Raw genomic sequence first — 23,061 nt, 5'->3', positions numbered from 1 at the left:
ACACCCGTTCCCATCCCGAACACGGCAGTTAAGACCCGGAGGGCCGATGATACTGCTCCCCACAGGAGTGGAAAAGTAGGTCGCTGCGACGTTAATTCACAATCGGGCCATCCCTCATGGATGGCCCGATCTGCTATCTGCTGATACGCTTGACTTCCCATCCAGAGGAGCCCATGTCCATCGCGGTCCGCCTTCCTGACGATTCCCTCCGGCCCCTGGCCGAGGGCGCCACGGGAGTCGACCTGGCGGCGGGCATCGGTTCCCGGCTCCTGGAGGCGGCGCTCGCCATCCGTCAGGATGGTCGGCTCAGTGACCTGAAAAGCCCTCTTATCGACGGGGCGAAGGTCGAAATCGTCACCAGCAAGGACCCGGAAAGCCTGGAGCTGATCCGGCACTCCACGGCCCACCTCCTGGCCCATGCCGTCAAGCGCCTCCATCCGGAGGCCCGCGTGGGCATCGGGCCCGTCATCGAGGACGGGTTCTACTACGATTTCTGGGTCGATAAGCCCTTCACGCCCGAAGACCTGCCGGCCATCGAGGCGGAAATGCGGAAGATCGCCGGCGAGGCCGTCGAGGTGGTCCGGGAGGATCTCGGTCGGGATGCCGCCGTGGCGCGTTTCCAGGCCATGGGCGAGCCTCTCAAGGTGGAGATCGTGTCGGGCATCCCCTCCGGGGACATCATCAGCGGCTACAGGCAGGGGGACTTCTACGACCTCTGCCGCGGCCCGCACGTGCCGAACACCTCCAAGCTGAAGGCCTTCAAGCTGCTCACCACGGCCGGCGCCTACTGGAAGGGCGACGAGAAGAACCAGATGCTCAGCCGCATCTACGGCACCGCCTTCCACACCCAGAAGGAGCTGGACGAGCACCTGAAGCGGCTGGAGGAGGCCAAGGCCCGGGATCACCGCAAGCTCGGCAAGGAGCTGGGCCTCTACTCGTTCCACCCCGAGGCCCCGGCCTCCCCCTTCTTCCACCCGAAGGGCACGGTCGTCTACAACGAGCTCGTCACCTACATCCGGGAGCTGTACTTCAAGTACGCCTACAGCGAGGTCATCACCCCGCAGATCCTGGACGTGGCCCTCTGGAAGACCAGCGGGCACTACGACAACTATGCGGAAAACATGTACTTCACCACCGCCGAGGAGCGGGAGTACGCCGTGAAGCCCATGAACTGCCCGGGCCACTGCATCCTGTTCGGCAGCCAGAAACACAGCTACCGCGACCTGCCCATCCGCTACGCCGATTTCGGCCGGCTGCACCGGTACGAGCGCAGCGGCGTGACCCACGGCCTGACGCGGGTCCGGACCTTCTGCCAGGACGACGCGCACATCTACTGCACCCCTGAGCAGATCAAGGACGAGATGGCGGCCTTCCTGGCCCTGCTGAAGGAGGTCTACGACACCTTCGGCTTCGAGGGCATGCGCGTGGCCCTGAGTACCCGTCCGGAGAAGCGGCTGGGCTCGGACGAGATCTGGGATGCGGCGGAGCACGCCCTGGGCGAGGCCCTGGACGAGGCCGGCATGCCCTACACGCTGAATCCGGGCGAGGGGGCGTTCTACGGCCCGAAGATCGAGTTCCAGATCCTGGACGCCCTCAAGCGTCCCTGGCAGCTGGGGACGCTCCAGGTGGACTACATGCTGCCCGAGCGCTTCGACCTGGCCTACACCCGGGCCGATGGCGGCGAGGGTCGCCCCATCATGCTGCACCGCGCGATCCTGGGCAGCCTCGAACGATTCATGGGCATCCTGGTGGAGCACACCGCCGGGGCCTTCCCCGCCTGGCTGGCGCCGGTGCAGGTGGCGGTGCTCCCCATCACCGACCGGGCCCACGCCTTCTCGGCCGAAGCCGCGGATCGCGCCAAGGCCCTGGGGCTCCGGGTGGAGCTGGACGGCCGGAACGAGAGCCTGAAAGCCAAGATCCGCGACGCCCAGCTGGCGAAGGTGCCCTACATGCTGGTGGTGGGCGACCGGGAGGCGGAGGCCGGCACGGTGTCCGTGCGGCACCGCCACCGCGGGGACCTGGGGGTCCAGCCGCTGGGCGACTTCCTGGAGGGCCTCGCCGCCGAAGTCCGGGAGCGTCGCCGCTGATCGGGAATTCCCGGCTTGGCGCGGGCGGAATCAAGTGATAGACTCTTTGTCCTTGTGTAAATAGGGGAGGAACCATTCGTCCTAACGAGACCCGCATCAACGACGGCATTCGGGCTGCAGAAGTCCGCGTCATCTCCGAGGATGGCGAGCAGCTTGGCGTGATGCCCCCGCATCAGGCCATCCGCATTGCCGAAGAGCGTGGCCTCGACCTGGTGGAGGTCGCTGGAAACGCCAATCCGCCCGTCTGCCGGATCATGGACTACGGGAAGTACAAGTTCATGGAAGCGAAGCGGGAGCACGCGGCCCGCGCCAAGCAGAAGAACATCGTGGTCAAGGAAGTGAAGTTCCGACCCAAGACCGACGACCACGACTTCGACTTCAAGGTGAAGCACATCCTGCGGTTCCTGGAGGAGGAGGACAAAGTCAAGGTGGTCGTCATGTTCAGGGGACGCGAAGTGGTCCACCGCGACATCGGCTACCGGATCATCGAGGAGGTCATCCAGCGGGTCGGCGACAAGGCCATCGTCGAGAAGCCGGCTGGAATCGACGGACGCGACATGCACGCCATCCTCGCGCCCCGCATCATCGAGGCTCCCAAGCCCCCGAAGAAGCCCAAGCCGGCCAAGCCTGAAACCAATGAAACCGAAGTCCCGCACTGAGAGGTTGCCATGAGCTACAAGATCAAGTCCCACAAGGGCGCCCAGAAGCGCTTCAAGAAGACCGCCGGCGGCAAGTTCAAGCGCGGCTGCTCCCACCAGCGCCACATCCTCACCAAGAAGACCGCCAAGCGGAAGCGCCAGCTCGACATGGGCAGCATGGTGGCCAAGGCTGACCAGAAGGCCGTGGCTGCGATGCTTCCCTACGCCTGATGTTCTCTGGGGGTTCCCCACTGCGCGGACACCCCCAGACCCCCGCGCGCCGCGCAGGCTGAGCCTGCTTGGCGCTTGTTTCCCGACTCCTCCGGTCCTAGAATCGGGGGTTCAACCCGGTGGCTGAGGCCACCCCCGATGAGGCCTCCAAAGCCCCCCGATGTCCGGACGGGCTGCCTCGAGGAAAGGAAGCACCATGACCCGCGTCAAACGTGGTTTCAAGCGCGCCCAGCGGCGCAAGCGCATGATGAAGTTCGCCAAGGGCTTCTACGGCGCGAAGTCCCGGCTCTACCGCTCCGCCAAGGAAGCTGTCGAGAAGGCCCTCGGCTACGGCTACCGCGATCGCAAGGTGAAGAAGCGCGACTTCCGCCGCCTCTGGATCGTCCGCATCAGTGCCGCCTCCGTGCAGAACGGCCTGTCCTACAGCAAGTTCATGGGCGGCCTCAAGAAGGCCCAGGTGGACCTGGACCGCAAGATGCTGGCCGACCTCGCCGTCCGCAACCCGGAGGCGTTTAGCAAGCTCGTGGCTGTGGCCAAGGGCTGATCGCGAAGGCACGACATCGCAGACACCCGAAAGGCCGCGCGAGCGGCCTTTCTCTGTATCGAGGCTCGCCATGGACCATCTGCTGCCGCCGGAGATCGCCGAGGCGGACCACGCCTTCCCGGAGGCCCTCGCCGCCTGCGGGGACCTGGATGCGCTCCTGCGCGTGAAGGGGGCCTACATCGGCCGCGAGGCCAGCCACGTCGCCCGCCTGATGGACCTGCTCAAGGCCGCCCCGAAGGAGCGGAAGCGCGATCTCGGGGCGGCAATCAACGCCCTGAAGAACCGGTGGGAGGAGGCCCTCAAGGCCCGTCAGACGGAGCTGGAGGCCGTGAAGAAGGCCGCCGCCGGTGGAGCCTGGGATCCGACCCTCCCGCCGCCGCTCCCGGCGCGCGGCGCCCTCCACCCCCTCAACCGGCTCATGGGCCGCCTGGTGGAGGTGTTCCGGCCGCTGGGCTTCCATGTGGAGGAGGGGAGCGAGGTCGAGACGGAGCGGTACAACTTCGACGGCCTGAACATCCCCGCGGACCATCCGGCCCGGGGAAGCGCCGACACCTTCTATCTGGCGACGCATCCGGGCCACCTGCTGCGGACCCACACCAGCCCCGTGCAGGTCCACACGCTCGAGAAGCTCTCGACGCACATCCAGGAGACGGGTGGCATCCGCTTCCTGGCGCCGGGGCGTGTCTACCGCAAGGACGAGATCGATCCCACCCACAGCCCCATGTTCCACCAGGTGGAAGGGATGCTCGTGGGCCACGGCATCGGCATGCACCACCTCAAGGGCACGCTGGAATACGCCCTGCGGGCGCTCTTCGGGCCCGCGACGGAGATCCGCCTCAGGCCCTCCTACTTCCCCTTCGTGGAGCCCGGTTGCGAGGTGGACGTGAGCTGCCCCCTCTGCGGTTCCAAGGGCTGCCGGGTGTGCAAGGGGTCGGGCTGGGTGGAGATCCTCGGCGCCGGACTGATCCACCCGAACGTGCTCGAGTTCGCGGGCATTGATTCGAGGGAATGGTCGGGCTGGGCCTTCGGGATGGGCGTGGAGCGCATGGCCATGATGCTGAGCCAGACGCCGGACCTGCGGCTGTTCTTCGAGAACGACCAGCGGTTCATCGAGGCCATGGGAGGGCTGGACTGATGTGGATCGAACGCGAAGCGCTGGCCGCGGAACTCCCCGCCGCCGCCGCCCTGGCCACCCGCCAGCTGGCGGAGACCCTGGCCTCCCTGGGCTTCCCCGTGGATGCCGTGGAGCACCGCCCGGGAACCGAGGTGCTGGACGTGGACATCACCGCCAACCGCGGGGACGCCATGTCCCACCGGGGGCTCGCCCGGGATCTCGCGGCCCGCCTCCAGCAGCCCCTGGCGCCCCTGGCACCGCCGCCCGTGACGGAAGGCGAGCCCCGGATCCCGGTCAGCCTCCCGGCCACGGCCTGCCCCCTCTATGCCACGGCCCTGCTCACCCTCGGGGAGGGGCGGACGCCGGAGGCGGTCCAGGCCTTCCTCCTGGCCCTGGGGTCCACCCCCAAGCTCCTGCCCGCCGTGGACGCCTCCAACGAGCTGCTGCACCGCTACGGCCACCCGACCCACGCCTTCGATGCGGACCGCATCCGGGGCGCCGTGAGCGTGCGCATGGCCCGCTCGGGGGAGACCCTCGTCACCCTCGACGGCGTGACGCGGAAGCTCACCCTGGAGGACCTGGTCATCGCCGACGAGGCCGGTCCCATCGCCCTGGCGGGCGTCATGGGCGGCGACGGTACCAAGGTGACCGAGGCGACGCGCCGTGTGCTCCTGGAGAGCGCGTGGTTTGAGCCCCGGGTGGTCCGGGCCGCGGCCCACCGTCACGGCCTCCACACGGACGCCTCCCAGCGCTTCGGCCGGGGGGCCGATCCGGCCATGGCCACCGTGGCCCGCGACCTCCTCGTCCAGCGGCTCCAGGACTGGGCCGGGGCCACCCTGGAGGGGGCCTGGACCGCGGGGAAGCCGCCCGCGCCGCCGGCCCCGGTGGACCTGCCCAAGGACGTGCTCACGCGGGTGGCCGGGGAGCCGCTCCTCCTGGCGGAGGCCGCCAAGGCCCTGAAGGCCCTGGGCTGCGTCGTGGAGGCCGAGCCGGGCCACCTCCGCGTGGAGCCTCCCTCCTGGCGCCATGACCTCACCCTGGCGGAGGACCTGGCCGAGGAGGTGCTCCGCCTCCGCGGCTACGAGCACATCCCCTCCGTGCTGCCCTCCCTGGAGGGGCCCCCCCAGCCCCTGTCCCAGGACTACCTCCACCGCCAGGCCCTGGCCCGGCGCCTGGCCCACCTGGGTTTCCACCAGACCGTGACCTACGGGTTCGTGAGCCCGGAAATGGACGCGGCCTTCCCGGGTCCGCAGGGCGAGGCGGCCGACGACGACCGGGCCGGCCGCACCCTGGCCAACCCCCTGGGCCTGGAGTACTCGATCCTCCGGCGTTCCCTGGTGCCTTCCCTGGTGGAGGTGGCCAGGCGGAACCTCCAGCAGGGCCAGCGGGAGGTGCGCCTCTTCGAGATCGCGCCGACCTTCCGGGGGCTCTCCCGCGGCCCGGCGGAGACCTGGACGGTGAGCCTGCTGTGGGCGGGCGAGCGCTGGGACGCCGATCCCGAATCCAAGGCCGGGCCCGTGCGGGCCAAGCACCTCCTGGGCATCCTGAAGGACGTCCTGAAGCCCACCTCCCAGGAGGTCGCCATCCATCCCCTGGAGGGCGGCACCTTCCTGGCGGCCGAGTTCCCCGTCCAGGCCTTCCGGGTCCCCGATGACCGGATCATCCCCACCTTCACCCCCCACAGCCGTTTCCCCGCCGTGGAGCGGGACCTGTCCCTGGTGGTGCCGGCGGCCCTGGCCTGGCAGGCCATGCATGACACGGTCCGGGGCGCCCTGGCGGGCACCGCCCTCGTGGCCCTCGCCTGCGCGGACCTCTACCAGGGCAAGCACCTGCCGGCCGGCACCAAGGCCTGGCTGCTCCGCCTCACCTTCCAGGCCATGGACCGCACCCTCGTGGGGGCGGAGGTGGACGCCTGGGTGGCCGGGGCCCTGGCGGCGGCCGAGTCGCTCGGGGCCGCGCTCCGGGCGTAGAATGGGCCCCAACCGAGGCGGCCCATGGATCTGCTGAAACAACTCGAATCGAGGGTCCAGGCCCTGGTGCACCAGCGCAACCAGCTGAAGGAAGAGCTGGATGCGTTGAAGGCCACCGGGGACCAGGAGCTGCAGTCCCTCCGGGCCCGGCTCGAGGAGGCCCAGGCCGAGCGGACCGCGCTCCAGAAGGAACGCGAGGACGTGAAGGAGCAGGTGGCCGCCATCCTGCGGTCCCTGGAGGCCCTGGGATGAAGCCCCCGCGGCCCCTCCCCGGCACGCGCCCGGTGCCCCTCGAGGTGCTGGGCCGGGCCCTGCAGGTCCACACGGACCGCCCGGAACTGACCGCGGCGGCCAAGCGGATCCTGGAGGAGACCTTCCAGGCCATGGAGGCCGAATGCCGGGTAAGATGGGGCAGCGTTCCGGAGGGCCTGGACACCCCGTCCTGGTACCTCCTGGGCGCCCTGAACCTGGCGCACCGAGTGGCGCGCCTCGAACAGGAAGCCAACCAGCACACGCACGACCTGGAACAGACCCTTTCAAAGCTCCTGCACGATGTTCCGGACGCATCTTCCGCCCCCGTCCCACTCCTTGACGAGGACGGAGCCTGATTTCCCTGCGAGGCCCGTGATTATGGCCAAGCGCTTGTTCCGTAAGTCGATATGGGAAACCTTCCCCCTGGCCTGTGCGTTCCGCGCGTCGGCGCGCCTTAGCCCGGGAATCTGGTTGCCCCCCTACCAGATAGGGAACTCGGCAAGCCTCCACGACTGAGCGGGGATTTTGACATCACGTGCTGGTGGCTCCTGGACCTTCCTTCCCGGAGTCGCCCATGAATCTGATCAGCTGGATATTCCTCTTCCTGGCCCTGGCGGCCGGGGCCGTGGCGTACCTCATGTCCCTGCGGGCCCAGAAGGCCGCGGTGGAGAGCTCCCAGGCCCAGGCCCGGGCCGAGCAGGAGGTGAAGGCCGAGCGTGAGCGCCTCCTCGCCGAGGCGGCCCGGGAGGCCCAGCGCCTCCGGGACCGGGGCGAGCAGGAGGCGGAGGCCTTCCGGAAGGAGGCCGAGCTGAAGGCCAAGGAACAGGCCCTCCAGGCCCGGCAGGAGGCGGAGAAGCTGCTCGCCGAGCGATTGGCCAGCCAGGAGAAGCAGGAGCAGCGCCTCCACTCGAAGGAGGCGAGCCTCCAGGCCAAGGAGGAGGGCCTCGACAAGAAGCTGCAGCAGGTGGACCAGAAGGCCAAGGATCTGGAGACCCTCACCGAGAAGCGCAAGGCCGACCTGGAGAAGCTGGAAGCCCAGCAGGCCGAGGCCAAGCAGCTGGTGGAAGCCCAGGCCCGGCGGCTGGAGGAGATCGCCGGCCTCACCCGGGAGGACGCGAAGAAGGAGCTGACGGCCCAGCTGGAGTACGTCGCCAAGATGGACGCCGCCAAGCTGGTGCGCCGCATCGAGGAGGAGGCCCAGGAGGAGGCCATGAAGAAGGCCCGGTGGACCATCGGCGCCGCCATCCAGCGCGTGGCCTCGGACGTGGTGGCCGAGCAGGCCGTCAGCTCCGTCCAGCTGCCCAGCGACGACCTGAAGGGCCGCATCATCGGCCGCGAGGGCCGCAACATCCGGGCCCTGGAGAAGGCCACGGGCTGCGACCTCATCGTGGACGACACGCCGGAGAGCATCGTCGTCTCCAGCTTCGACCCCATCCGCCGCGAGGTGGCCCGCCAGGCCATCCTCAAGCTGCTGGCGGACGGCCGCATCCACCCCGCCCGCATCGAGGAGGTGGTGGAGAAGGTCAAGGTGGACATGGACCAGCACCTGAAGGAGATCGGCGAGGCCGCCTGCATCGAGCTGGGCTTCCCGGACGTCCACCCGAAGCTGCACAAGCTGGTGGGCCGCCTGAACTACCGGACCTCCTACGGCCAGAACGTGCTGGAGCACACCAAGGAAGTGGCCCGCATCGCCGAGTACATGGCGGGCGAGATGGGGGCCGATGCCAAGGTCGCCCGGCGCGCCGGCCTCTTCCACGACATCGGCAAGGCGATCGACCGCGAGGTGGAGGGCACCCACATCGAGATCGGCATGCAGCTGATGCAGCGCTACGGGGAGAAGGAGGAGGTCATCCACGCCATGAGCTGCCACCACGGGGACTTCGAGCCCCGCACGGTGGAGGCCATGCTGATCACCGCCGCCGACGCCCTCAGCGCCGCCCGGCCGGGCGCCCGGCGGGAGATGCTGGAGACCTACGTCAAGCGCCTCGAGAAGCTCGAGGAGATCGCCAACAGCTACAAGGGGGTCCAGAAGAGCTTCGCCATGCAGGCGGGCCGCGAGATCCGCATCCTGGTGGACGCCGGCGCCGTGAACGACGACCAGGCCTACTGGATTGCCAAGGACGTCTCCCGGCGCATCGAAAGCGAGATGCAGTACCCCGGCCAGATCAAGGTGACCGTCATGCGCGAGCTGCGGGCCGTGGAGATCGCCCGCTGAGACGCAGGCTCTGATAGAGTTCCCGGCAGGACCCCTGGAAGGATCTTGGAAGAGCCTGTGCCGAACCCCGCCGCGCCCCGCCTGCCCTCGAACGGGGGGGCGGGGCGGGGCGACCTGGATGAGCGGCTCCGGCAGAGCGAGGGGTTCCAGCGCCAGCTGGCCGAGGGCATCTACGCCCTGAGCCTGGTCCGGAGGCCGGAAGAGGCCTACCAGGTGCTCATGGCCCATGCCGCGAAGATCCTCCCCACGCCCCACTGGTGTATCGGCCAGGTCCTCGAGCGGGGGGACGGTCCCCGGGTCGAGATCGCGGGTTGGACCCCCAGCGTCTGGGCCCGGTTCGGGGAGGTCATCCGGGGGCTCAGCATCCCCGTGTCGGACGGGGCCTTCGCGCGGGAGGTCTACGGCTACCGGCGGACGAGCTTCGTGGCCGACACCGGGGCGGAACCGGGGCGGGTCGAGCCGGGCCTGGTGGCGACCTTCGGCATCCGGAGCCTGCTGGGGCTCCCGCTGGTGTTCGAGGGGCAGGTCGGCGGCGTGCTGTACGCGGTGGCCCTCGAAGGGGAGGCTTCTCTGGCACCCTCCGAGGACCAGCTGTCCGTCCTGCAGAGCCTGTCCCGGATCGCCGCCCTGGCCCTGGAGCGGCTGCGGGCCCAGGCGGCCCTGGAGGAGTCCGCCAGCCTGGCCCAGGACCTGGCCCAGGGCGTGCGGGACCTGGCCGAGGCGCACGACGAGTCGGCCCTCGTGGCCGCCCTGTTCCATTGGGCCGGGCGCATCGTCCCGGCCCCCAACTGGTGGCTGAACCGCTTCGACCCCGCGAGCCGGACCAGTACCACCGTGCACTGGACACCCGGTCTCGAGGTCTTCGGCAGCCCTGCGGCCATCCGCGAACCGGTTCCGGTGAGGGCGGACTCCCTCATGGAGGCCCTGCACTTCGGGCACAGGAGCCTCCATCTCCACCGCTGCGAGGGCCATGCCGAGATCCCCGACCTCGGGGCCTGGCCCTACCGGACCCTCCTCGGGGTTCCGCTGGCCCACCAGGGGGAGATCGTGGGCACCCTCTTCGGCGGCTCCTTCGGTGACCAGGGCCACCTGACGGTTTCGGAGAAGCGGTTCGAGGCCCTGGAAAGCCTGGCCGGCGCCGCCGGCCTCGTGTTGAACCGGCTCCAGGCGCGAAGGGACCTGGAGGCGGAGGAGGCCCGGTTCCGCCAGCTCTTCGAGCAGGCCCCGGATGCGCATCTCCTGCTGCGGAACGGGCGGTTCGCGGCCGTCAACGAGGCCGCCGTCCGCCTCTTCGGCCTGTCCCGGGAGCAGCTGCTGGAGCGGGCTCCCTGGGACCTCAGCCCGGAGTTCCAGCCCTCCGGGGAGCGGAGCCGCGAGGCCGCCCTGCGGCGCATCGAGGGGGCGATCCAGGGGCCCTCCCAGCGGTTCGAGTGGCATCACCTCGGGAGCAACGGGCACGAGTTCCCCTGCGAGGTGAGCCTCACCCTGATGTCGCGGGAGGACGGGCCCATCGTCCAGGCCATCGTGCGGGACATCAGCGCCCAGAAACAGGCGGAGACCGATCGCACCGCCCTGGAACGACAGCTGTTCCAGGCCCAGAAGATGGAGAGCCTGGGCGTGCTTGCCGGCGGCATCGCCCACGACTTCAACAACCTCCTGATGGGGGTGCTGGGCCACGCCGGCCTCGCCCTGGAGCAGCTGAACCCCCTGCATCCGGCCCGGCGGAACCTGGAGGCCATCCAGAAGGCCGGCCAGCGGGCGGCGGATCTCACCCGACAGATGCTCGCCTACTCGGGCCGTGGCCAGTTCGTGGTGCGGAACCTCGACTTGACGGCCCAGGTGGAGGAGATGGTCCACCTCCTCGAGGTGAGCCTGCCGAAGACCGTGGTCCTCAAGCTGGACCTCCGCCGCGGACTGCCGGCCATCTCCGCGGACGCCGCCCAGATCCAGCAGGTGATCATGAATCTGGTGATCAACGCGGCCGAGGCCATCGGCGAGACCTCCGGGCTCATCACCCTGGCCACGGGCGCCCAGCACCTCGATGCGGCCATGATCCGCGCCCTGCTCGTGGGCCAGGACGTCGCCCCGGGCACCTACATCTACCTCGAGGTCTCGGACACGGGGTGCGGGATGGATCCGGAGACCATCGGGCGGATCTTCGAACCCTTCTTCACGACCAAGTTCACGGGCCGGGGGCTCGGGCTCTCCGCGATCATGGGCATCGTGCGCGGCCACAAGGGGGCCCTCAAGGTCTACTCGGAAGTGGGGCGCGGCACCACCTTCAAGGTGCTCTTCCCCGCCCAGGGGCAGGCCCAGGAGCCCGTCGGCCCGGGCTCCAGCGAGCCGGCCTGGCAGGGGACCGGCCTGGTCCTGGTGGTGGATGACGACGAGACGGTGCGGTCCGTGGCCCGGCAGACCCTGGAGCTCAAGGGGTTCGAGGTGCTGGAGGCCGAGGACGGGCTGGTGGCCCTGGAGCTGCTCCAGCGCAAGGGAACCGACATTGCCCTGGTGCTCCTGGACATGACGATGCCGCACCTGGGTGGCGAGGCGACCTTCCGCGAGATGCGCCAGCGGCAGCCGGAGATCCGCGTGATCCTGAGCTCCGGGTACAACGAACAGGAGGCCATGAGCCGATTCATGGGCAAGGGGCTGAAGGGGTTCCTCCAGAAACCCTACGGGCCGAGGGAGCTCCTCGCCAAGGTCCAGTCCGTCCTGGGGGCCTGAGCGATGCGGACCGTCCTCCTGCTCGTCCTCAGCAACATGTTTATGACCTTCGCCTGGTACGGGCACCTGAAGCACCGGGACTGGCCGGTCTGGCTGGCGATCCTGTCGGGCTGGGGAATCGCGTTCTTCGAATATTGCCTGGCCGTCCCCGCCAACCGGATCGGCTACGGGCGCTTCACGCTGCCCCAGCTGAAGGTGATCCAGGAGGTGGTGACCCTGGCGGTCTTCGGGGCCTTCACCGCGCTCTGGATGCGGGAGCGCCTGCACCTGAACCACCTGTGGGCGGCGCTCTGCCTGGTGGGGGCGGTGTTCTTCACCTTCCGGAAATAGGCCCATCCCTCGGGCATCGCGTTCCTCACGGCCACGCCTCCTGCGCGGCCGCCCTTCGGGCCGTCGCTGCGCGCCGGTGGCCCTCCGCTCCTGCTGCGGGCTCGAATACTGCCTGGCCTCCCCGCCAACCGGATCGGCTACGGGCGCTTCACGCTGCCCCAGCTGAAGGTGATCCAGGAGGTGGTGACCCTGGCGGTCTTCGGGGCCTTCACCGCGCTCTGGATGCGGGAGCGCCTGCACCTGAACCACCTGTGGGCGGCGCTCTGCCTGGTGGGGGCGGTGTTCTTCACCTTCCGGAAGTAGGCCCGGATCAGGGCTCCAGGTGGATGAGCCCCCGTCGCAGGGCCACGACGGCGGCTTCCGTGCGGTCCTTCACCTGGAGCTTCCGAAGCAGGTTGTTCACGTGGATCTTGATGGTGGGCTCCGCCAGCCGCAGTTCCTCCGCGATCTCGCGGTTCCGCATGCCCTTCGCCAGGAGCGCGAGCACGTCCAGCTCCCGGGCCGTGAGGCGCTCGGATTCCATGGCCTCCACCAGGCGCGCCGCCGTGGCGGGCGGCAGGTAGCGCTGGCCCGCGGCCACGGCACGCACGGCCTCGATGAGGGTGGCCCGGCGGACGTTCTTCAGGAGGTAGCCCCGGGCTCCGGCCTCCAGGGCCCGCTGGATGTCCGCGTCCCCGTCGAAGGTGGTGAGCACCAGCACGCGGGCCTCGGGGTCCTCCCTTCGGATGGCCGTGATGGCCTCCACGCCGCTCTGGCCGGGGAGCTGGAGGTCCATGATGGTCACGGTGGGCCGCAGCTCCCGCCACCGGGTCACGGCCTCCCGGCCCTCCCCGGCCTCGCCCACCACCTCCAGGTCGGGTTCCCCCTGGTGGAGGATGGCCACGAGGCCGTCCCGCACCACCGGGTGGTCGTCGACGATGAGGAGGCGGATGGGATCGGGCTCAGGGGTCATGGACGCCACCTCCGGAGGGGCAGGGTGATGGTGATGCGGGCGCCGGCGCCGGGCCGGCTCTCCACGTCGAGGCGGCCCCTCAACCTACGCAGGGTCTCACGGATGCTGCGCATGCCGTAGCCGGCGGACTGGGCTTTGGGGTCGAAGCCCCGGCCGTCGTCCTGGATGCTCAGGCGCACCCGGCGGCCCTCCCAGGCCAGGAGCACCTGGATGGCCCGGGCCCGGCCGTGGCGGAGGGCATTGGTCAGGGTCTCCTGGGCCATGCGCAGGAGCTCCTCCTCCATGGCTTCGCTGAGGGACCGCGGCCGGCCGCTCTGGGCCAGGTCCACCCGGATGTCCGTGCCCACCAGGAGGCGGTCCGCCAGGAGCCGGATGGCCCCCAGGAGATCGGTGCCCTCGGGCTTCCGGGGCCGGAGGGCCATCACGGAGCGGCGGGCCTCCTGGAGGCTGTCCGAGGCGAGCTGGCGGGCGTGTTCCAGCCGGGTGAGCACCGGCTTGGGATCCCCCTGGAGCCGACCCAGCAGCGCCTCCGCGGCCTCCATCTGGAGCAGCACCCCCGTGAAGCCCTGGGCCAGGTGATCGTGGATCTCCCGGGCCATGCGGTTGCGCTCGGCCAGCACGGCGGAGCGGGCCTCCAGCTGCTGGAGCCGCAGGCGGTGCAGCCATCCGGCGAAGGCGAGGACCACCAGGCCGCAGAAGGCCCAGAAGACGGGGCGCTGGTAGAGGTAGGGCTCGAGCGTGAGGTCGAAGCCCGTCTGTTTGGGGGGCCCATCGTCCTCGGGATTCCAGGCCTCCAGGAGGAAGTGGTACCGGCCGGGCGGCAGGTTGGAATACACGGCGAAGCGCCGCTGCCCCACCTCGTTCCAGCTCTGGTCGAACCCCGCGAGGCGGTAGCGGAAGCGGATCCGCTCGCCGGCCGAGAGGCAGGTCGCGGTGTAGTGGATCTCCAGGCGATGGACCCCCGGCGGAAGGGTCATGCCGGAGGCCAGCGGCAGCGCCCGCTCATCGCTGAGCACCTGCTCGAGGTGCACCTGCAGGCGGGGTGCCGCGGGCGGCCGGAGGCGGGCGTCGAGAACGGCCAGGCCCCGGCCGGTGGGCAGGCAGAGATCCCCCTCCTGGGTCCGCCAGGCCGCCGGCTGGGGTCCCTGGTTCATCTCCCGGCTGGGGAGGCCGTCGCGCTGGTCGAAGCTGACCAGGGGGACGGGTCCGGGCCGGTCCAGGGTGGCCAGGAGGGCGGCCTTGTCCACCCGGACCACGCCCTGCCGCGTCGTCACCCACAGCCGGCCGTCCGTGTCCTCGAGGATGGCGTGGATGGCCATGCGGAGGGGTTCGGGCAGGGCCGGGAAGCGCTGGAACGCCCCCTCGCGGTAGAGCCGCAGGCCGTCCTGGGTGCCGACCCAGAGATCACCGGTCTCGTCCAGCCGCAGGGAGAGCACCGAGAGGCTGTCGAGGCCCTCCGCCCCGCCCAGCCAGTGCACCTGGCCCTTCTCCATCCGACCCAGCCCCCGGCTCCGGCTGCCGAGATAGAGGGGCTCCTGGCCGCCGCCGGCCATGGCCACCACCCCCTGGTCCGCGGGGAAGAGGAGTTCGTCCCCCCCGCCGGGTGCCAGGCGGCGGAGACCCTGACGGACCGTGCTGACCCAGAGGGACCCGCCGGGGTCCTCGTAGAGGGCGAGGACGGCATCCCCCAGGGAGGGGGCCAGCCGGCGGGCGCCGCCCCTTTCGAAGAGGAGGATGTCGCCGTCGGGGGTCCCCACCCAGAGTCCCCCGGCCCGGCGGGGCCAGAGGGCGGACGCCCCGCTGCGCTCCAGGAGGGCGCCCGTGGGAAAGCGGGTCACCTGTCCCCCCTGGAGGACGGCGAGGCGGTGGTCGCCCAGCAGGCACCAGACGGTGCCGCCGGCATCCTCGCACACCATGCGGACAGGGGCCTGGGGATCATTCCCCGGTCCGGGGACGGGCTGGAAGGGCACCTCGGAGATCAGGTGGAGGCCCCGGTTCTCCGTGCCGACCCACAGCGCGCCCGAGCTGTCTTCCAGGAGGGAGAGGACGCCCCAGGGGCCTGTGGCCCCCCAGGGCGGCCGTTCCAGCCGCCCGTCCGGCGTGTGCCGGAAGAGGCCCGCCCGGTCCGTGCCGATCCAGAGGCTGCCCTCGCGGTCCGCCAGGAGGGTGAGGATGGCGGAGGCAGGCAGGGCCCGGGCCCAGGCCGGGGTCTCCAGGCGGCCCTGGTGGTAGGCGAGGAGGCCTCCGGTCCGGGTGCCCACCCAGACCTGGCCATCCGGCGTCACATCGAGGGCGCTGATCTCCCCCGGGGTGAGCGCGCTGAGGACCAGTCGGCCGTCGTGGAGGCGCCAGAGCCCCGAGTCGGCCCCGCCCGCCCAGAGGGTGCCATCCGGCCCCTGCGCCAGCGCCCGGATCCGGAGGTGGGCCGCATCGCAGGGCACCGCCTGGAACCGCGCCCCCTCCAGGCGGAGGAGCGGCCCCTCCTCGGGGGCGGCCCACAGGGTGCCCTGCCGATCGCGGAAGAGGCGGCGGATGGGGATATCGGGGAGCCCCTGCTCGGAGCCGAGGCGCGTGAAGGCCCCCCCCCGCAGCCGATAGAGGCCGGGCTGGGAGGTGCCGATCCAGAGGGCCCCGTCCGTGGTGTCCGCCAGGCAACGCACCCCTGTGTTGGTGAAGGTGGGCGCGTTGACCCGGGAGAACGGCACGAAGCGGGCGCCGTCGAAGCGCACCAGCCCTTCCTCCGCGCCGATCCAGAGGAACCCGTCCCGGGATTCCAGCAGGGCTGTCGCCGTGTCCTGCAGCAGCCCGTTCTCCGTGTTCCAGAAGCGGTGGGCGCAGGCCGGCAGGGCGCGGGCGGGGTCGAGGGCCCGGGCCGGCCATCCGGCGAGGCCGAGGGCCAGGAGGAGGAGCCACCCCTTCCCACCCCTGCGGGCCCAGGGGGCCCGGACTCCGTTCGCCGGCATTTCCATGAATGGGGAAGCGTAGGCCATCGCCGGATCGGGATCAACGGAGGAGCGGCTAGATCGAAGGGATTAATCGGTTGGCGCTGTTCCGGATATGGTCAACCGGCGCTTCTTAGACGATCGTGTTCGGACAGCCACTGAATGCTTGGGGAAAGCCTCGATCCGGGGTTCGGCTGCGTTTCGGGGTTTTCGTGGGTTTTATGGAATTAGCGTCTCAATTTCTTAAAAAAAGTTACCGGAACGTTCGGTTCTGGGCCCTTGTCTGGAGCGGGACGGTGGTTAAGATGAACCACATAGCCTTACGCATTTATTACATATAGGTCGGATATTGGTCGCCTTAAGGGCGCTGGATTACTGTTTTTTCCTTGTCTTTCATCAGGGTGACGCATGAGCCACACGCAGACTTGGACCAGGGGCCTCCTCGGCGGACTCTGCGGCGCCGTCCTTCTGGGAATCCTGTCCCTGAGCGGCTGCGGGCACGGGGCCAACGGGACCGTGGCCGAGTACTACGGGCACTACCACCCGGCCAACTGGATCAACGACCACCAGGCGGCCGCGGCGTCCTCCACGGCCACCTGCAGGACATGCCACGAGATCAGCCTCCTCAAGGCCGGCAGCGGCATCCCCAATTGCCTGACTTCCGCGTGCCACCACGGAAGCACCCCCGGCTGGGCCAACGCCGACCTGCACGGCGCCCGGGCGAAGTGGGGCGTGGGTACGCCGGGGGGCAGCTTCGCCGCCTGCCAGATCTGCCACGCGAAGGACTTCTCCGGCGGGGCCTCCGCCCAGAGCTGCGCCAGCTGCCACGGCGTGCCCGCGCCCCATCCGGCCAAGCCCTGGCGGGCCTCGGCGGGGTCCCTCCATACCCACACCACCACCGACCCCTCGAACGCCGCCGTCTGCGCCCAGTGCCACTACCCGGGCTCTCCGGTGAACCCCATCGGGCACCCGGCCAACCCGGCGCCGGCGGGGACCACGCCCGGCTGCTTCAACAACACCATGTGCCACGGCAATGTGGGCGCCCCGCACGCCCTGGGCCCCATCTGGACCGATCCCACCAGCAACGCCTTCCACGGCCTCCAGGCCAAGCAGGACCTGAACTACTGCCAGGGCTGCCACGGCACCCCCGGCACGCCCAAGTTCGACGGAGGGAGCGCCAGCACCGCCTGCTCGTCCTGCCACACCGCGGCGGGGGCCCACTCCACCACCTGGTACCAGGCGCCTGTCGCCACCTTCCCCGGCTACGTCCAGTCTCACCGCAACGCCGGGAACTTCACGGCCTGCAACGACTGCCACGACGGCCTCGTGAAGGGCCGCACGGCCCCGCTGCCCGCCGCCCCCAGCTGCTTCTCGGCTTCCTATGCCAATTCCGAGCACGCAGCCGTGGGCTGCCATGCGAATGGTCCCGGCGCCGCCCCCCATCCGATCCCCTTCATCGGCGTGGACCACACCACCGTGACCCAGGCCCAGTTCGACGGGAACTGCGCCGCCTGCCATGCCGTGTCCGGCACCTCGCCCATTTCCGCCGCGCCGGCCTGCAGTGTCTGCCACCAGGCGGCCTCGCCCCTGGCGGCCGGCAGTGGCCCGGGCACCTGCCTGTCCTGCCATTCGGGACCCTCCGGCCTCCCCGCGGGGCCCACGGGCACCGCATTCCCGAGCCTCGCCGGGGCCCACGCCAAGCACATGGGGCTCCTGACCCAGCTCAGCTGCAACACCTGCCACAACGGCATCGGATCGGGCAGCCTCACCCACTACAACGCCGCCAATGCCCGGGTCAGCCAACCCACGGCCCCGGCACCCGTGGCCTTCGGCACCACCTTCAATGCCCAGTCCGGGGCCGCCGCCTTCGCCGCCGGGACGCTCACCTGCTCGAACGTCAGCTGCCACGGCGGGAAGACGACGCCCAACTGGCAGACCGGCACCCTCAGCGGGACCAACGCGGCCACCTGCACCTCCTGCCACCAGGTGCGCACCGGTTCCACCACCAGCCCCCAGTACAACGATGCCACCGGCCGCCACTCGAATCCCGGCGAGCACAACACCGCCTGCTCCACCTGCCACAACATGGCGCTCACCACCGCCGGGGCCAGGAACCACTTCAAGTACCTCGACACCCAGGCCGTCAGCGGGGCGGTGACGGGCACGCCGGCGGACCAGTTCCCCAGCGACACCATCGCCTTCGACCCGGCGGTGGTCACCGGGGCGCGGACCTACACCGTCACGGCCAGCACCCAGGGGAAGGGCGGCTGCGCCCTCACCTGCCACGGCCAGGACCACTCGACCTCCGGGAACACCTGGAACTGACAAGCCCATTCCTTCCGACCCCGCGCCGGGCGGCGCGGCGACCCACCGCCACCTTGGGGATCCCACCCCCCCTCCAAAGGAGCCACCATGGCCAACCTCACCCTTCTCCCCCGGAGGCTCAGCCTTCTCCTCCCGGCGCTGCTGCTGGCGGGTTCCTCCCTCGTCGCCGGCGATCCCGCCAAGGACCTTCCCAAGTTCGACGGTGACATCCAGAAGTACTGGACCAATGCCTGCGCCCGCTGCCACGGCGTGAACGGCAACGGCCGGGACAACAACGGCACGCCCCTGCCCGATGCGGGCTTCGACTTCACCGACAGCCGCAAGGCCAACCGGAAGAAGGATGCCGACTGGGTGAAGATCACCCTGCAGGGCAAGGACAAGATGCCGGCCTTCAAGGACAAGATGACCGAGGCGGATGCCCAGCGGTTCGTCACCGAGATCCTGCGCAAATTCGCCGCCAGGCACTGACCCGGAGCCCCCATGTCGAAGAAGACCGCCCCCCTGCTCGCATGCGCCCTCCTGGCCGGGGGGGCGCTCCGGGCCGAATCCTCGGACTTCCCCCTGGCCATCAACCTCCCGACGGCCGGGCGGATGCAGTACTGGGACATCGGCCTCGCCTTCACCCACCGGTTCGTGACGCCCGTGAAGGACCACGGGAAGGACGTGTACGGCCTGGACGGCTACACCTACCCGGGCCTCGGCTTCGCCTTCGGGATCAAGCCCATCAAGGGGCTGAACATCCTCATCTACCGCACGGCCGACAACAAGACCTTCACCTTCGGCTTCCAGCAGCAGATCCTCGACCGGGACCTGGTCCGCATGGCCTTCCGGGCCGAGCGCTTCGATGAGGTGGTGCCGCAGACGACCACGCCCTTCGGCCGCGTGGGCCTCACGGGCGGCACCTTCCAGCTGCCCACGGAGTTCTTCCTCGGGGACAGCGTCGTCCTCTCGCTGGTGCCCACCTACATCACGCGGACCACCACCACGGACACGATCCTGCCCGTGCCGCCCGGGGCCACGCCCAACACCACGCCGAACAAGTCCGGCGTCTTCAACGTGGGAGTGGGCCTCCGGGGCGAGATCACGGAGAAGTTCAGCGTGGTGGCCGAGTACTACCCGCGTCCCTCCAAGTTCAAGAACGCGGCGCCTGGCGGGCTCACGGACGGCACCACCTACCAGAACGGGTTCGCCGCCGGCGTGTCGTACCGGACCTTCAAGCACAAGTTCACCCTCATGGGCACCAACACCACCGGCACCACCGGCAACCAGGTGCTCAGCGGGGACTACGGCGGCGGCCCCCGGCCCACCAGCCAGTGGTCCATCGGCTTCAACGTCATCCGCGTGTTCTGAGTCGGGAGATCCATGACGGCCTCGCCCCTGATCGAGCTCATCGCCCGGGAGCACCCGGCCTTCGTCCATGTGCCCCTGGGCCTGGTGATCACCCTGCCCCTGGCCATGCTGGGCTCTTTCTGGTCGCGGAACCCGGAGCGGTGGACGCGGACCGCCTTCTTCATCGGGCTGGTGGCCCTGGCCGGCAGCGCGGTGGCCCTCTTCAGCGGGCTGATGTGGGGCCGGCAGATCGCGCTCATCCCCGGGGGCGGGTACTTCCCGGTGGTGGATAGCGGCAAGCAGGTGCTCCAGCGCATCCTCCAGCTCCACGAACTGGCAGCCCTGAGCGGGGTCCTCCTGGGCAGCCTCACTGTGTGGCTGCTCTGGCGGGCCTGGCACAGGGACAACCAGGCTGCCCTGGGTGGCGCGCCTCACCGCCGCCACGAGGGGCGCCGGTTCTGGGAGCGGGGCGTGGGCATCCCGGCCCTTGCCGCAGGCTTGATGTGGGTGGGCGCCTGGGGCTTCTGCGGCAAGCTGGGGGGCGTGATGGTCTTCGGCAACGAGGAGACCAACAAGGCCGCCGCCGAGGCCGTGGAGGCCAAGCGGCTGGACGCCGAGGCCGAGGTCCCCGTCCGGGCCCTGGACTACGCCAGCCTGGAGCCGGCCCAGGCGGCCCCTTTCCGAAGCAAGGCCCACGGCAACCGCTGGGGCCGGATCTGGGTGACGGCCTCCGCCATCGACGCCTACAAGGCCGGCAAGCCCCTGGAACCCGGCGCCTACGCGGTGATGAGCACGTACGAGGACCACGGCGGCAAGCCCAGCCAGGATGTCGGGCCCCTCTACTTCCTGGAGATCGCCGCGGACGGGAAGCCCAAGCTCGCCTTCTACTGGCCGCGGGTGCCGGAGGCCCAACGGGCCGAGGTGGGGGGCGAGGACTTCGTCTACTGGCGCAGCCCGGATCCCCACCTGGCCTCATGCCTCACCTGCCATGCCAAAGGGATGGCCGGGTCGAGGTGATGATCCGGCGGGGTCAGCCCTTCCGGCCCAGCATCTCCGCCATCAAGGCCAGCAGCCGGGGCATCTCGAAGGGCTTGGGCAGGAGGCGGGTCCGCGGATCCCGCGCCAGCTCCTTCTCCACGGCATCGAGGCCCTGCCCGCTGACCAGGATGAAGGGCACGTCCGAACCCGCGGCCCGGATGCGCTGGAGCAGCTCGTAGCCGGTGCAGTCGGGCATGCGGTGGTCGCTCAGGACGAGGTCGAAGTCCCCCGCCTGCCAGGCCCGCCAGGCCACGGCGCCATCCTGCGCGGGCGTCACCTGGGCGCGGGCGAGCGTGAGGGCGTCGGCCAGCATGTCCCGGAGCAGGGCCTCGTCCTCCACCACCAGCACCCGCACCCCGACGAGCCGCGTCTCCGCCCGGAGGCCGGTCTTCCGGAGGGGGCCCGAGTCGTGGGGACGGCCGGCGGGGGGCAGGGTGATGCGGAAGCGGGCCCCGCCCTCGGGCGGGTTCTCGGCCTGGATGCGCCCCTGGTGGGCCTTCACGATGCCGAAGACCATCGCCAGGCCCAGCCCCGTGCCCTTCCCCAGCTCCTTGGTGGTGAAGAAGGGCTCGAAGATGTGCGGGAGGGCGGAATCGGGGATGCCCGGGCCGGTGTCCTGCACCTCCAGGCAGACTTCCCCGGCGACGTTCTGCCGCGTGCGCAGCGAGAGGGTCCCGCCCTCGGGCATGGCGTCCCGGGCGTTCACGGCCAGGTTCATGAGCACCTGCTCCAGCTGGACGCCGTCCCCCTGCACCCAGGGCAGGTCCGGGGCCAGTTCCAGGACGAGCCGGATCCGCCCGCCGAGGAGCCGGTCCAGGATGGCCCCGGTCTCCCCGACGAGGGCGTTGAGGTCCAGGCGCCGCAGCTCGGGGCGGGACTGGTGGCTGAAGGAGAGGAGGGCCTTGGTGGTCTGGGCGCAGCGCCGGGTGGCCTCCTCCGCCCTGTCCAGGCGATCCATCACCGAGTGGCCCTCCGGGAGCAGCTCCCGGCAGAGGTGGAGCTGCCCCAGGATGGCCGCCAGCTGGTTGTTCACGTCGTGGGCGATGCCGCCGGCCAGGGTGCCCACGGTCTCCATGCGCTGGCTGTGCTCCAGCTGCCGCTGGAGGCGGCCCTGGTCCACGAGGCTCTCCTGGGCCCGCCGCAGCGCGCGGTCCAGGCTGAGCACCTCGCGGAGGTCCGATTCGATGGGCGGCGGCAGGGCGCCCTGGCCCAGGGCCTCGGCCAGATCGCCGAGCCGGGCCATGGGGGTGGCGACCTGCACGGCCAGCCGGCGGATGCGCCAGACGGCGAGCCCCAGGCTCACCAGGGCCAGCGCGACGAGACCGAGGACCCGCCGGAAGGCGGAGCCCATGAGGTCCTCCTCGGGGATGGCCAGGACGAGGCGCCATTGGACGCCCGGCAGACCCTCGAAGACCTGCACGCGGCCCACCATGGGCGAGCCCTCGAAGCTCAGGGTCTGGTCCCCGCCCTGGGGCAGCGCCTGGAGGAGGCGATGGTGGAGGGCCAGGAAGGAGGTTCCCAGGGGGCGGAGGAAGGCCTGCCGGCGGGCCTCCGGGGTGGCGAAGGCGGGATCCTTCGGGAGGATGAGGGCCCGGTCCTGCTCGTCCACCACCAGGCAGCGGCTGCGGGGGGTGGGCTGGGCCTCCCAGACGGCCTGGGTGAGGTCGTCCAGGAGGAAGTCCAGGGCCGCCACCCCGCGCAGATCCGGGCCGGGGCCGCGGACCGGCACGGTGTAGGTGATGCCCGGATCATGGGTCGTGTAGAAGGCGTAGGCCTCCGTCCAGGCACCGGAGCCACCCGCCGCCGCGGCCAGGTACCAGGGGCGGGTGCGGGGGTCGTAGGCCATGGGGGTCCAGGGCTCCTGGCTCAGGATGTGGCCGCCGGCATCCAGGCGCATCCAGCGCACCTCGGCCGAGGTCCCCGCCGGTCGGAGCTCCCGGAGGGACCAGGCCCCCCCCAGCTTCAGGAAGAGCAGGGAGTGCTCGTCGCTGCGGGCCAGGTTGAGGCTCGTGACACCCCGCTGACCCGCCAGCAGAGGGGTGACCAGGCGGGCGGTGCGCTCGGCATCCGCCGGGTCGAGGGCCTCGGTGGTCCACCAGGACTGGAGGATGGCCCCGAGGGCCTGGGCCTGCCCCAGGTCAGCCTTGAGCATGCGGTCCAGGTGCCGGAGGGATTCCGCGGCCCGGAGGTCCGCCTGCTGGCGCAGGGCCTGCCGCTGCTGCCACCAGGAGACGCCCAGGATGAGGGCGGTCACGCCGCCGGCCAGGATCAGGAGATCCCGCAGGAGCAGGCGGCGGATGGACATCATCGAGGCAGGAATCCCCAGGGACGTACCCCCACCCTGTCGGCGGGAGGCGCCGGGATCGTGAG

At 70.4% G+C, this 23,061-nt stretch carries 19 protein-coding genes and 1 rRNA gene; 17 read left to right on the top strand and 3 right to left on the bottom strand.

Annotated features, from left to right (window positions below):
- From rrf to QSJ33_RS12285, 13 genes are all read left to right on the top strand, one after another.
- Positions 1–92, top strand: a 5S ribosomal RNA gene (gene rrf, locus QSJ33_RS12345); the annotation flags it as partial.
- A gap of 81 nt (positions 93–173) precedes the next feature.
- The gene (thrS, locus tag QSJ33_RS12340) at positions 174–2,087 is read left to right on the top strand and encodes a threonine--tRNA ligase (RefSeq protein WP_285726573.1); all 1,914 of its coding nucleotides are present in this window, start codon (positions 174–176) and stop codon (positions 2,085–2,087) included.
- A gap of 74 nt (positions 2,088–2,161) precedes the next feature.
- Entirely contained in the window at positions 2,162–2,746 is a 585-nt protein-coding gene (infC, locus tag QSJ33_RS12335; RefSeq protein WP_309564092.1) for a translation initiation factor IF-3, read from the top strand.
- 9 nt (positions 2,747–2,755) lie between these two features.
- Positions 2,756–2,956, top strand: a complete 201-nt coding sequence (gene rpmI, locus QSJ33_RS12330) for a 50S ribosomal protein L35 (RefSeq protein WP_285726570.1) — start codon at positions 2,756–2,758, stop codon at positions 2,954–2,956.
- A 196-nt stretch (positions 2,957–3,152) separates the two neighbouring features.
- Entirely contained in the window at positions 3,153–3,500 is a 348-nt protein-coding gene (gene rplT / locus QSJ33_RS12325; protein ID WP_285726568.1) for a 50S ribosomal protein L20, read from the top strand.
- Positions 3,501–3,570: 70 nt separating this feature from the next.
- The gene (pheS, locus tag QSJ33_RS12320; protein WP_285726565.1) at positions 3,571–4,635 is read left to right on the top strand and encodes a phenylalanine--tRNA ligase subunit alpha; all 1,065 of its coding nucleotides are present in this window, start codon (positions 3,571–3,573) and stop codon (positions 4,633–4,635) included.
- Entirely contained in the window at positions 4,635–6,584 is a 1,950-nt protein-coding gene (locus QSJ33_RS12315) for a phenylalanine--tRNA ligase subunit beta (RefSeq protein WP_285726563.1), read from the top strand. Before pheS ends, QSJ33_RS12315 begins: the two co-directional genes overlap by 1 nt.
- Before the next feature lie 24 nt (positions 6,585–6,608).
- Complete coding sequence (zapB, locus tag QSJ33_RS12310) at positions 6,609–6,836, top strand: cell division protein ZapB (RefSeq protein ID WP_285726561.1); 228 nt, start codon at positions 6,609–6,611, stop codon at positions 6,834–6,836.
- The gene (locus QSJ33_RS12305; protein WP_285726559.1) at positions 6,833–7,192 is read left to right on the top strand and encodes a hypothetical protein; all 360 of its coding nucleotides are present in this window, start codon (positions 6,833–6,835) and stop codon (positions 7,190–7,192) included. The genes zapB and QSJ33_RS12305 overlap by 4 nt, the downstream gene beginning before the upstream one ends.
- 218 nt (positions 7,193–7,410) lie before the next feature.
- Complete coding sequence (rny, locus tag QSJ33_RS12300; RefSeq protein WP_285726556.1) at positions 7,411–9,051, top strand: ribonuclease Y; 1,641 nt, start codon at positions 7,411–7,413, stop codon at positions 9,049–9,051.
- 45 nt (positions 9,052–9,096) lie between these two features.
- On the top strand, positions 9,097–11,775 hold the full coding sequence (locus tag QSJ33_RS12295; protein WP_285726554.1) for a response regulator: 2,679 nt from the start codon (positions 9,097–9,099) through the stop codon (positions 11,773–11,775).
- Between the two features lie 3 nt (positions 11,776–11,778).
- The gene (locus QSJ33_RS12290) at positions 11,779–12,105 is read left to right on the top strand and encodes a DMT family protein (RefSeq protein ID WP_285726552.1); all 327 of its coding nucleotides are present in this window, start codon (positions 11,779–11,781) and stop codon (positions 12,103–12,105) included.
- A 15-nt stretch (positions 12,106–12,120) separates the two neighbouring features.
- Positions 12,121–12,408 carry a DMT family protein gene (locus tag QSJ33_RS12285; protein ID WP_309564091.1) on the top strand — a complete coding sequence of 96 codons (288 nt, stop codon included), beginning with the start codon at positions 12,121–12,123 and terminating at the stop codon, positions 12,406–12,408.
- A 7-nt stretch (positions 12,409–12,415) separates the two neighbouring features.
- Here QSJ33_RS12285 and QSJ33_RS12280 read toward each other — a convergent pair whose 3' ends face one another.
- The gene (locus QSJ33_RS12280; RefSeq protein ID WP_285726535.1) at positions 12,416–13,057 is read right to left on the bottom strand and encodes a response regulator; all 642 of its coding nucleotides are present in this window, start codon (positions 13,055–13,057) and stop codon (positions 12,416–12,418) included.
- Positions 13,054–16,047 carry a sensor histidine kinase gene (locus QSJ33_RS12275; RefSeq protein WP_285726533.1) on the bottom strand — a complete coding sequence of 998 codons (2,994 nt, stop codon included), beginning with the start codon at positions 16,045–16,047 and terminating at the stop codon, positions 13,054–13,056. The genes QSJ33_RS12280 and QSJ33_RS12275 overlap by 4 nt, the downstream gene beginning before the upstream one ends.
- A gap of 360 nt (positions 16,048–16,407) precedes the next feature.
- Between QSJ33_RS12275 and QSJ33_RS12270 the strand changes: the two genes are divergently transcribed.
- The 4 genes from QSJ33_RS12270 (at position 16,408) to QSJ33_RS12255 (ending at position 20,670) form a co-directional block, all read left to right on the top strand.
- Complete coding sequence (locus QSJ33_RS12270; protein ID WP_285726531.1) at positions 16,408–18,324, top strand: CxxxxCH/CxxCH domain c-type cytochrome; 1,917 nt, start codon at positions 16,408–16,410, stop codon at positions 18,322–18,324.
- A gap of 87 nt (positions 18,325–18,411) precedes the next feature.
- Positions 18,412–18,792: a c-type cytochrome gene (locus QSJ33_RS12265; protein ID WP_285726529.1), complete on the top strand. Its 381-nt coding sequence runs from the start codon at positions 18,412–18,414 to the stop codon at positions 18,790–18,792.
- Positions 18,793–18,804: 12 nt separating this feature from the next.
- On the top strand, positions 18,805–19,674 hold the full coding sequence (locus QSJ33_RS12260) for a DUF5777 family beta-barrel protein (RefSeq protein ID WP_285726527.1): 870 nt from the start codon (positions 18,805–18,807) through the stop codon (positions 19,672–19,674).
- Positions 19,675–19,686: 12 nt separating this feature from the next.
- Positions 19,687–20,670: a DUF2231 domain-containing protein gene (locus QSJ33_RS12255; RefSeq protein ID WP_285726525.1), complete on the top strand. Its 984-nt coding sequence runs from the start codon at positions 19,687–19,689 to the stop codon at positions 20,668–20,670.
- A 13-nt stretch (positions 20,671–20,683) separates the two neighbouring features.
- Here QSJ33_RS12255 and QSJ33_RS12250 read toward each other — a convergent pair whose 3' ends face one another.
- The gene (locus QSJ33_RS12250; RefSeq protein ID WP_285726523.1) at positions 20,684–22,996 is read right to left on the bottom strand and encodes an ATP-binding protein; all 2,313 of its coding nucleotides are present in this window, start codon (positions 22,994–22,996) and stop codon (positions 20,684–20,686) included.
- Between the last annotated feature and the right edge of the window lie 65 nt (positions 22,997–23,061).

Source organism: Geothrix rubra, from assembly GCF_030268065.1.
GTDB lineage: Bacteria > Acidobacteriota > Holophagae > Holophagales > Holophagaceae > Geothrix > Geothrix rubra.
This window is presented reverse-complemented; position numbering and strand designations above follow the sequence as displayed.

Excerpts from the sequence above, each read along its gene's own strand:
- QSJ33_RS12275 (WP_285726533.1), bottom strand. The coding sequence starts at position 16,047 with ATGGCCTACGCTTCCCCATTCATGGAAATGCCGGCGAACGGAGTCCGG.
- QSJ33_RS12315 (WP_285726563.1), top strand. The coding sequence starts at position 4,635 with ATGTGGATCGAACGCGAAGCGCTGGCCGCGGAACTCCCCGCCGCCGCC.
- QSJ33_RS12270 (WP_285726531.1), top strand. The coding sequence starts at position 16,408 with ATGAGCCACACGCAGACTTGGACCAGGGGCCTCCTCGGCGGACTCTGC.
- QSJ33_RS12265 (WP_285726529.1), top strand. The coding sequence starts at position 18,412 with ATGGCCAACCTCACCCTTCTCCCCCGGAGGCTCAGCCTTCTCCTCCCG.
- zapB (WP_285726561.1), top strand. The coding sequence starts at position 6,609 with ATGGATCTGCTGAAACAACTCGAATCGAGGGTCCAGGCCCTGGTGCAC.
- QSJ33_RS12255 (WP_285726525.1), top strand. The coding sequence starts at position 19,687 with ATGACGGCCTCGCCCCTGATCGAGCTCATCGCCCGGGAGCACCCGGCC.
- QSJ33_RS12280 (WP_285726535.1), bottom strand. The coding sequence starts at position 13,057 with ATGACCCCTGAGCCCGATCCCATCCGCCTCCTCATCGTCGACGACCAC.
- pheS (WP_285726565.1), top strand. The coding sequence starts at position 3,571 with ATGGACCATCTGCTGCCGCCGGAGATCGCCGAGGCGGACCACGCCTTC.
- rpmI (WP_285726570.1), top strand. The coding sequence starts at position 2,756 with ATGAGCTACAAGATCAAGTCCCACAAGGGCGCCCAGAAGCGCTTCAAG.
- QSJ33_RS12305 (WP_285726559.1), top strand. The coding sequence starts at position 6,833 with ATGAAGCCCCCGCGGCCCCTCCCCGGCACGCGCCCGGTGCCCCTCGAG.
- rplT (WP_285726568.1), top strand. The coding sequence starts at position 3,153 with ATGACCCGCGTCAAACGTGGTTTCAAGCGCGCCCAGCGGCGCAAGCGC.
- rny (WP_285726556.1), top strand. The coding sequence starts at position 7,411 with ATGAATCTGATCAGCTGGATATTCCTCTTCCTGGCCCTGGCGGCCGGG.
- QSJ33_RS12260 (WP_285726527.1), top strand. The coding sequence starts at position 18,805 with ATGTCGAAGAAGACCGCCCCCCTGCTCGCATGCGCCCTCCTGGCCGGG.
- thrS (WP_285726573.1), top strand. The coding sequence starts at position 174 with ATGTCCATCGCGGTCCGCCTTCCTGACGATTCCCTCCGGCCCCTGGCC.
- QSJ33_RS12290 (WP_285726552.1), top strand. The coding sequence starts at position 11,779 with ATGCGGACCGTCCTCCTGCTCGTCCTCAGCAACATGTTTATGACCTTC.
- QSJ33_RS12250 (WP_285726523.1), bottom strand. The coding sequence starts at position 22,996 with ATGTCCATCCGCCGCCTGCTCCTGCGGGATCTCCTGATCCTGGCCGGC.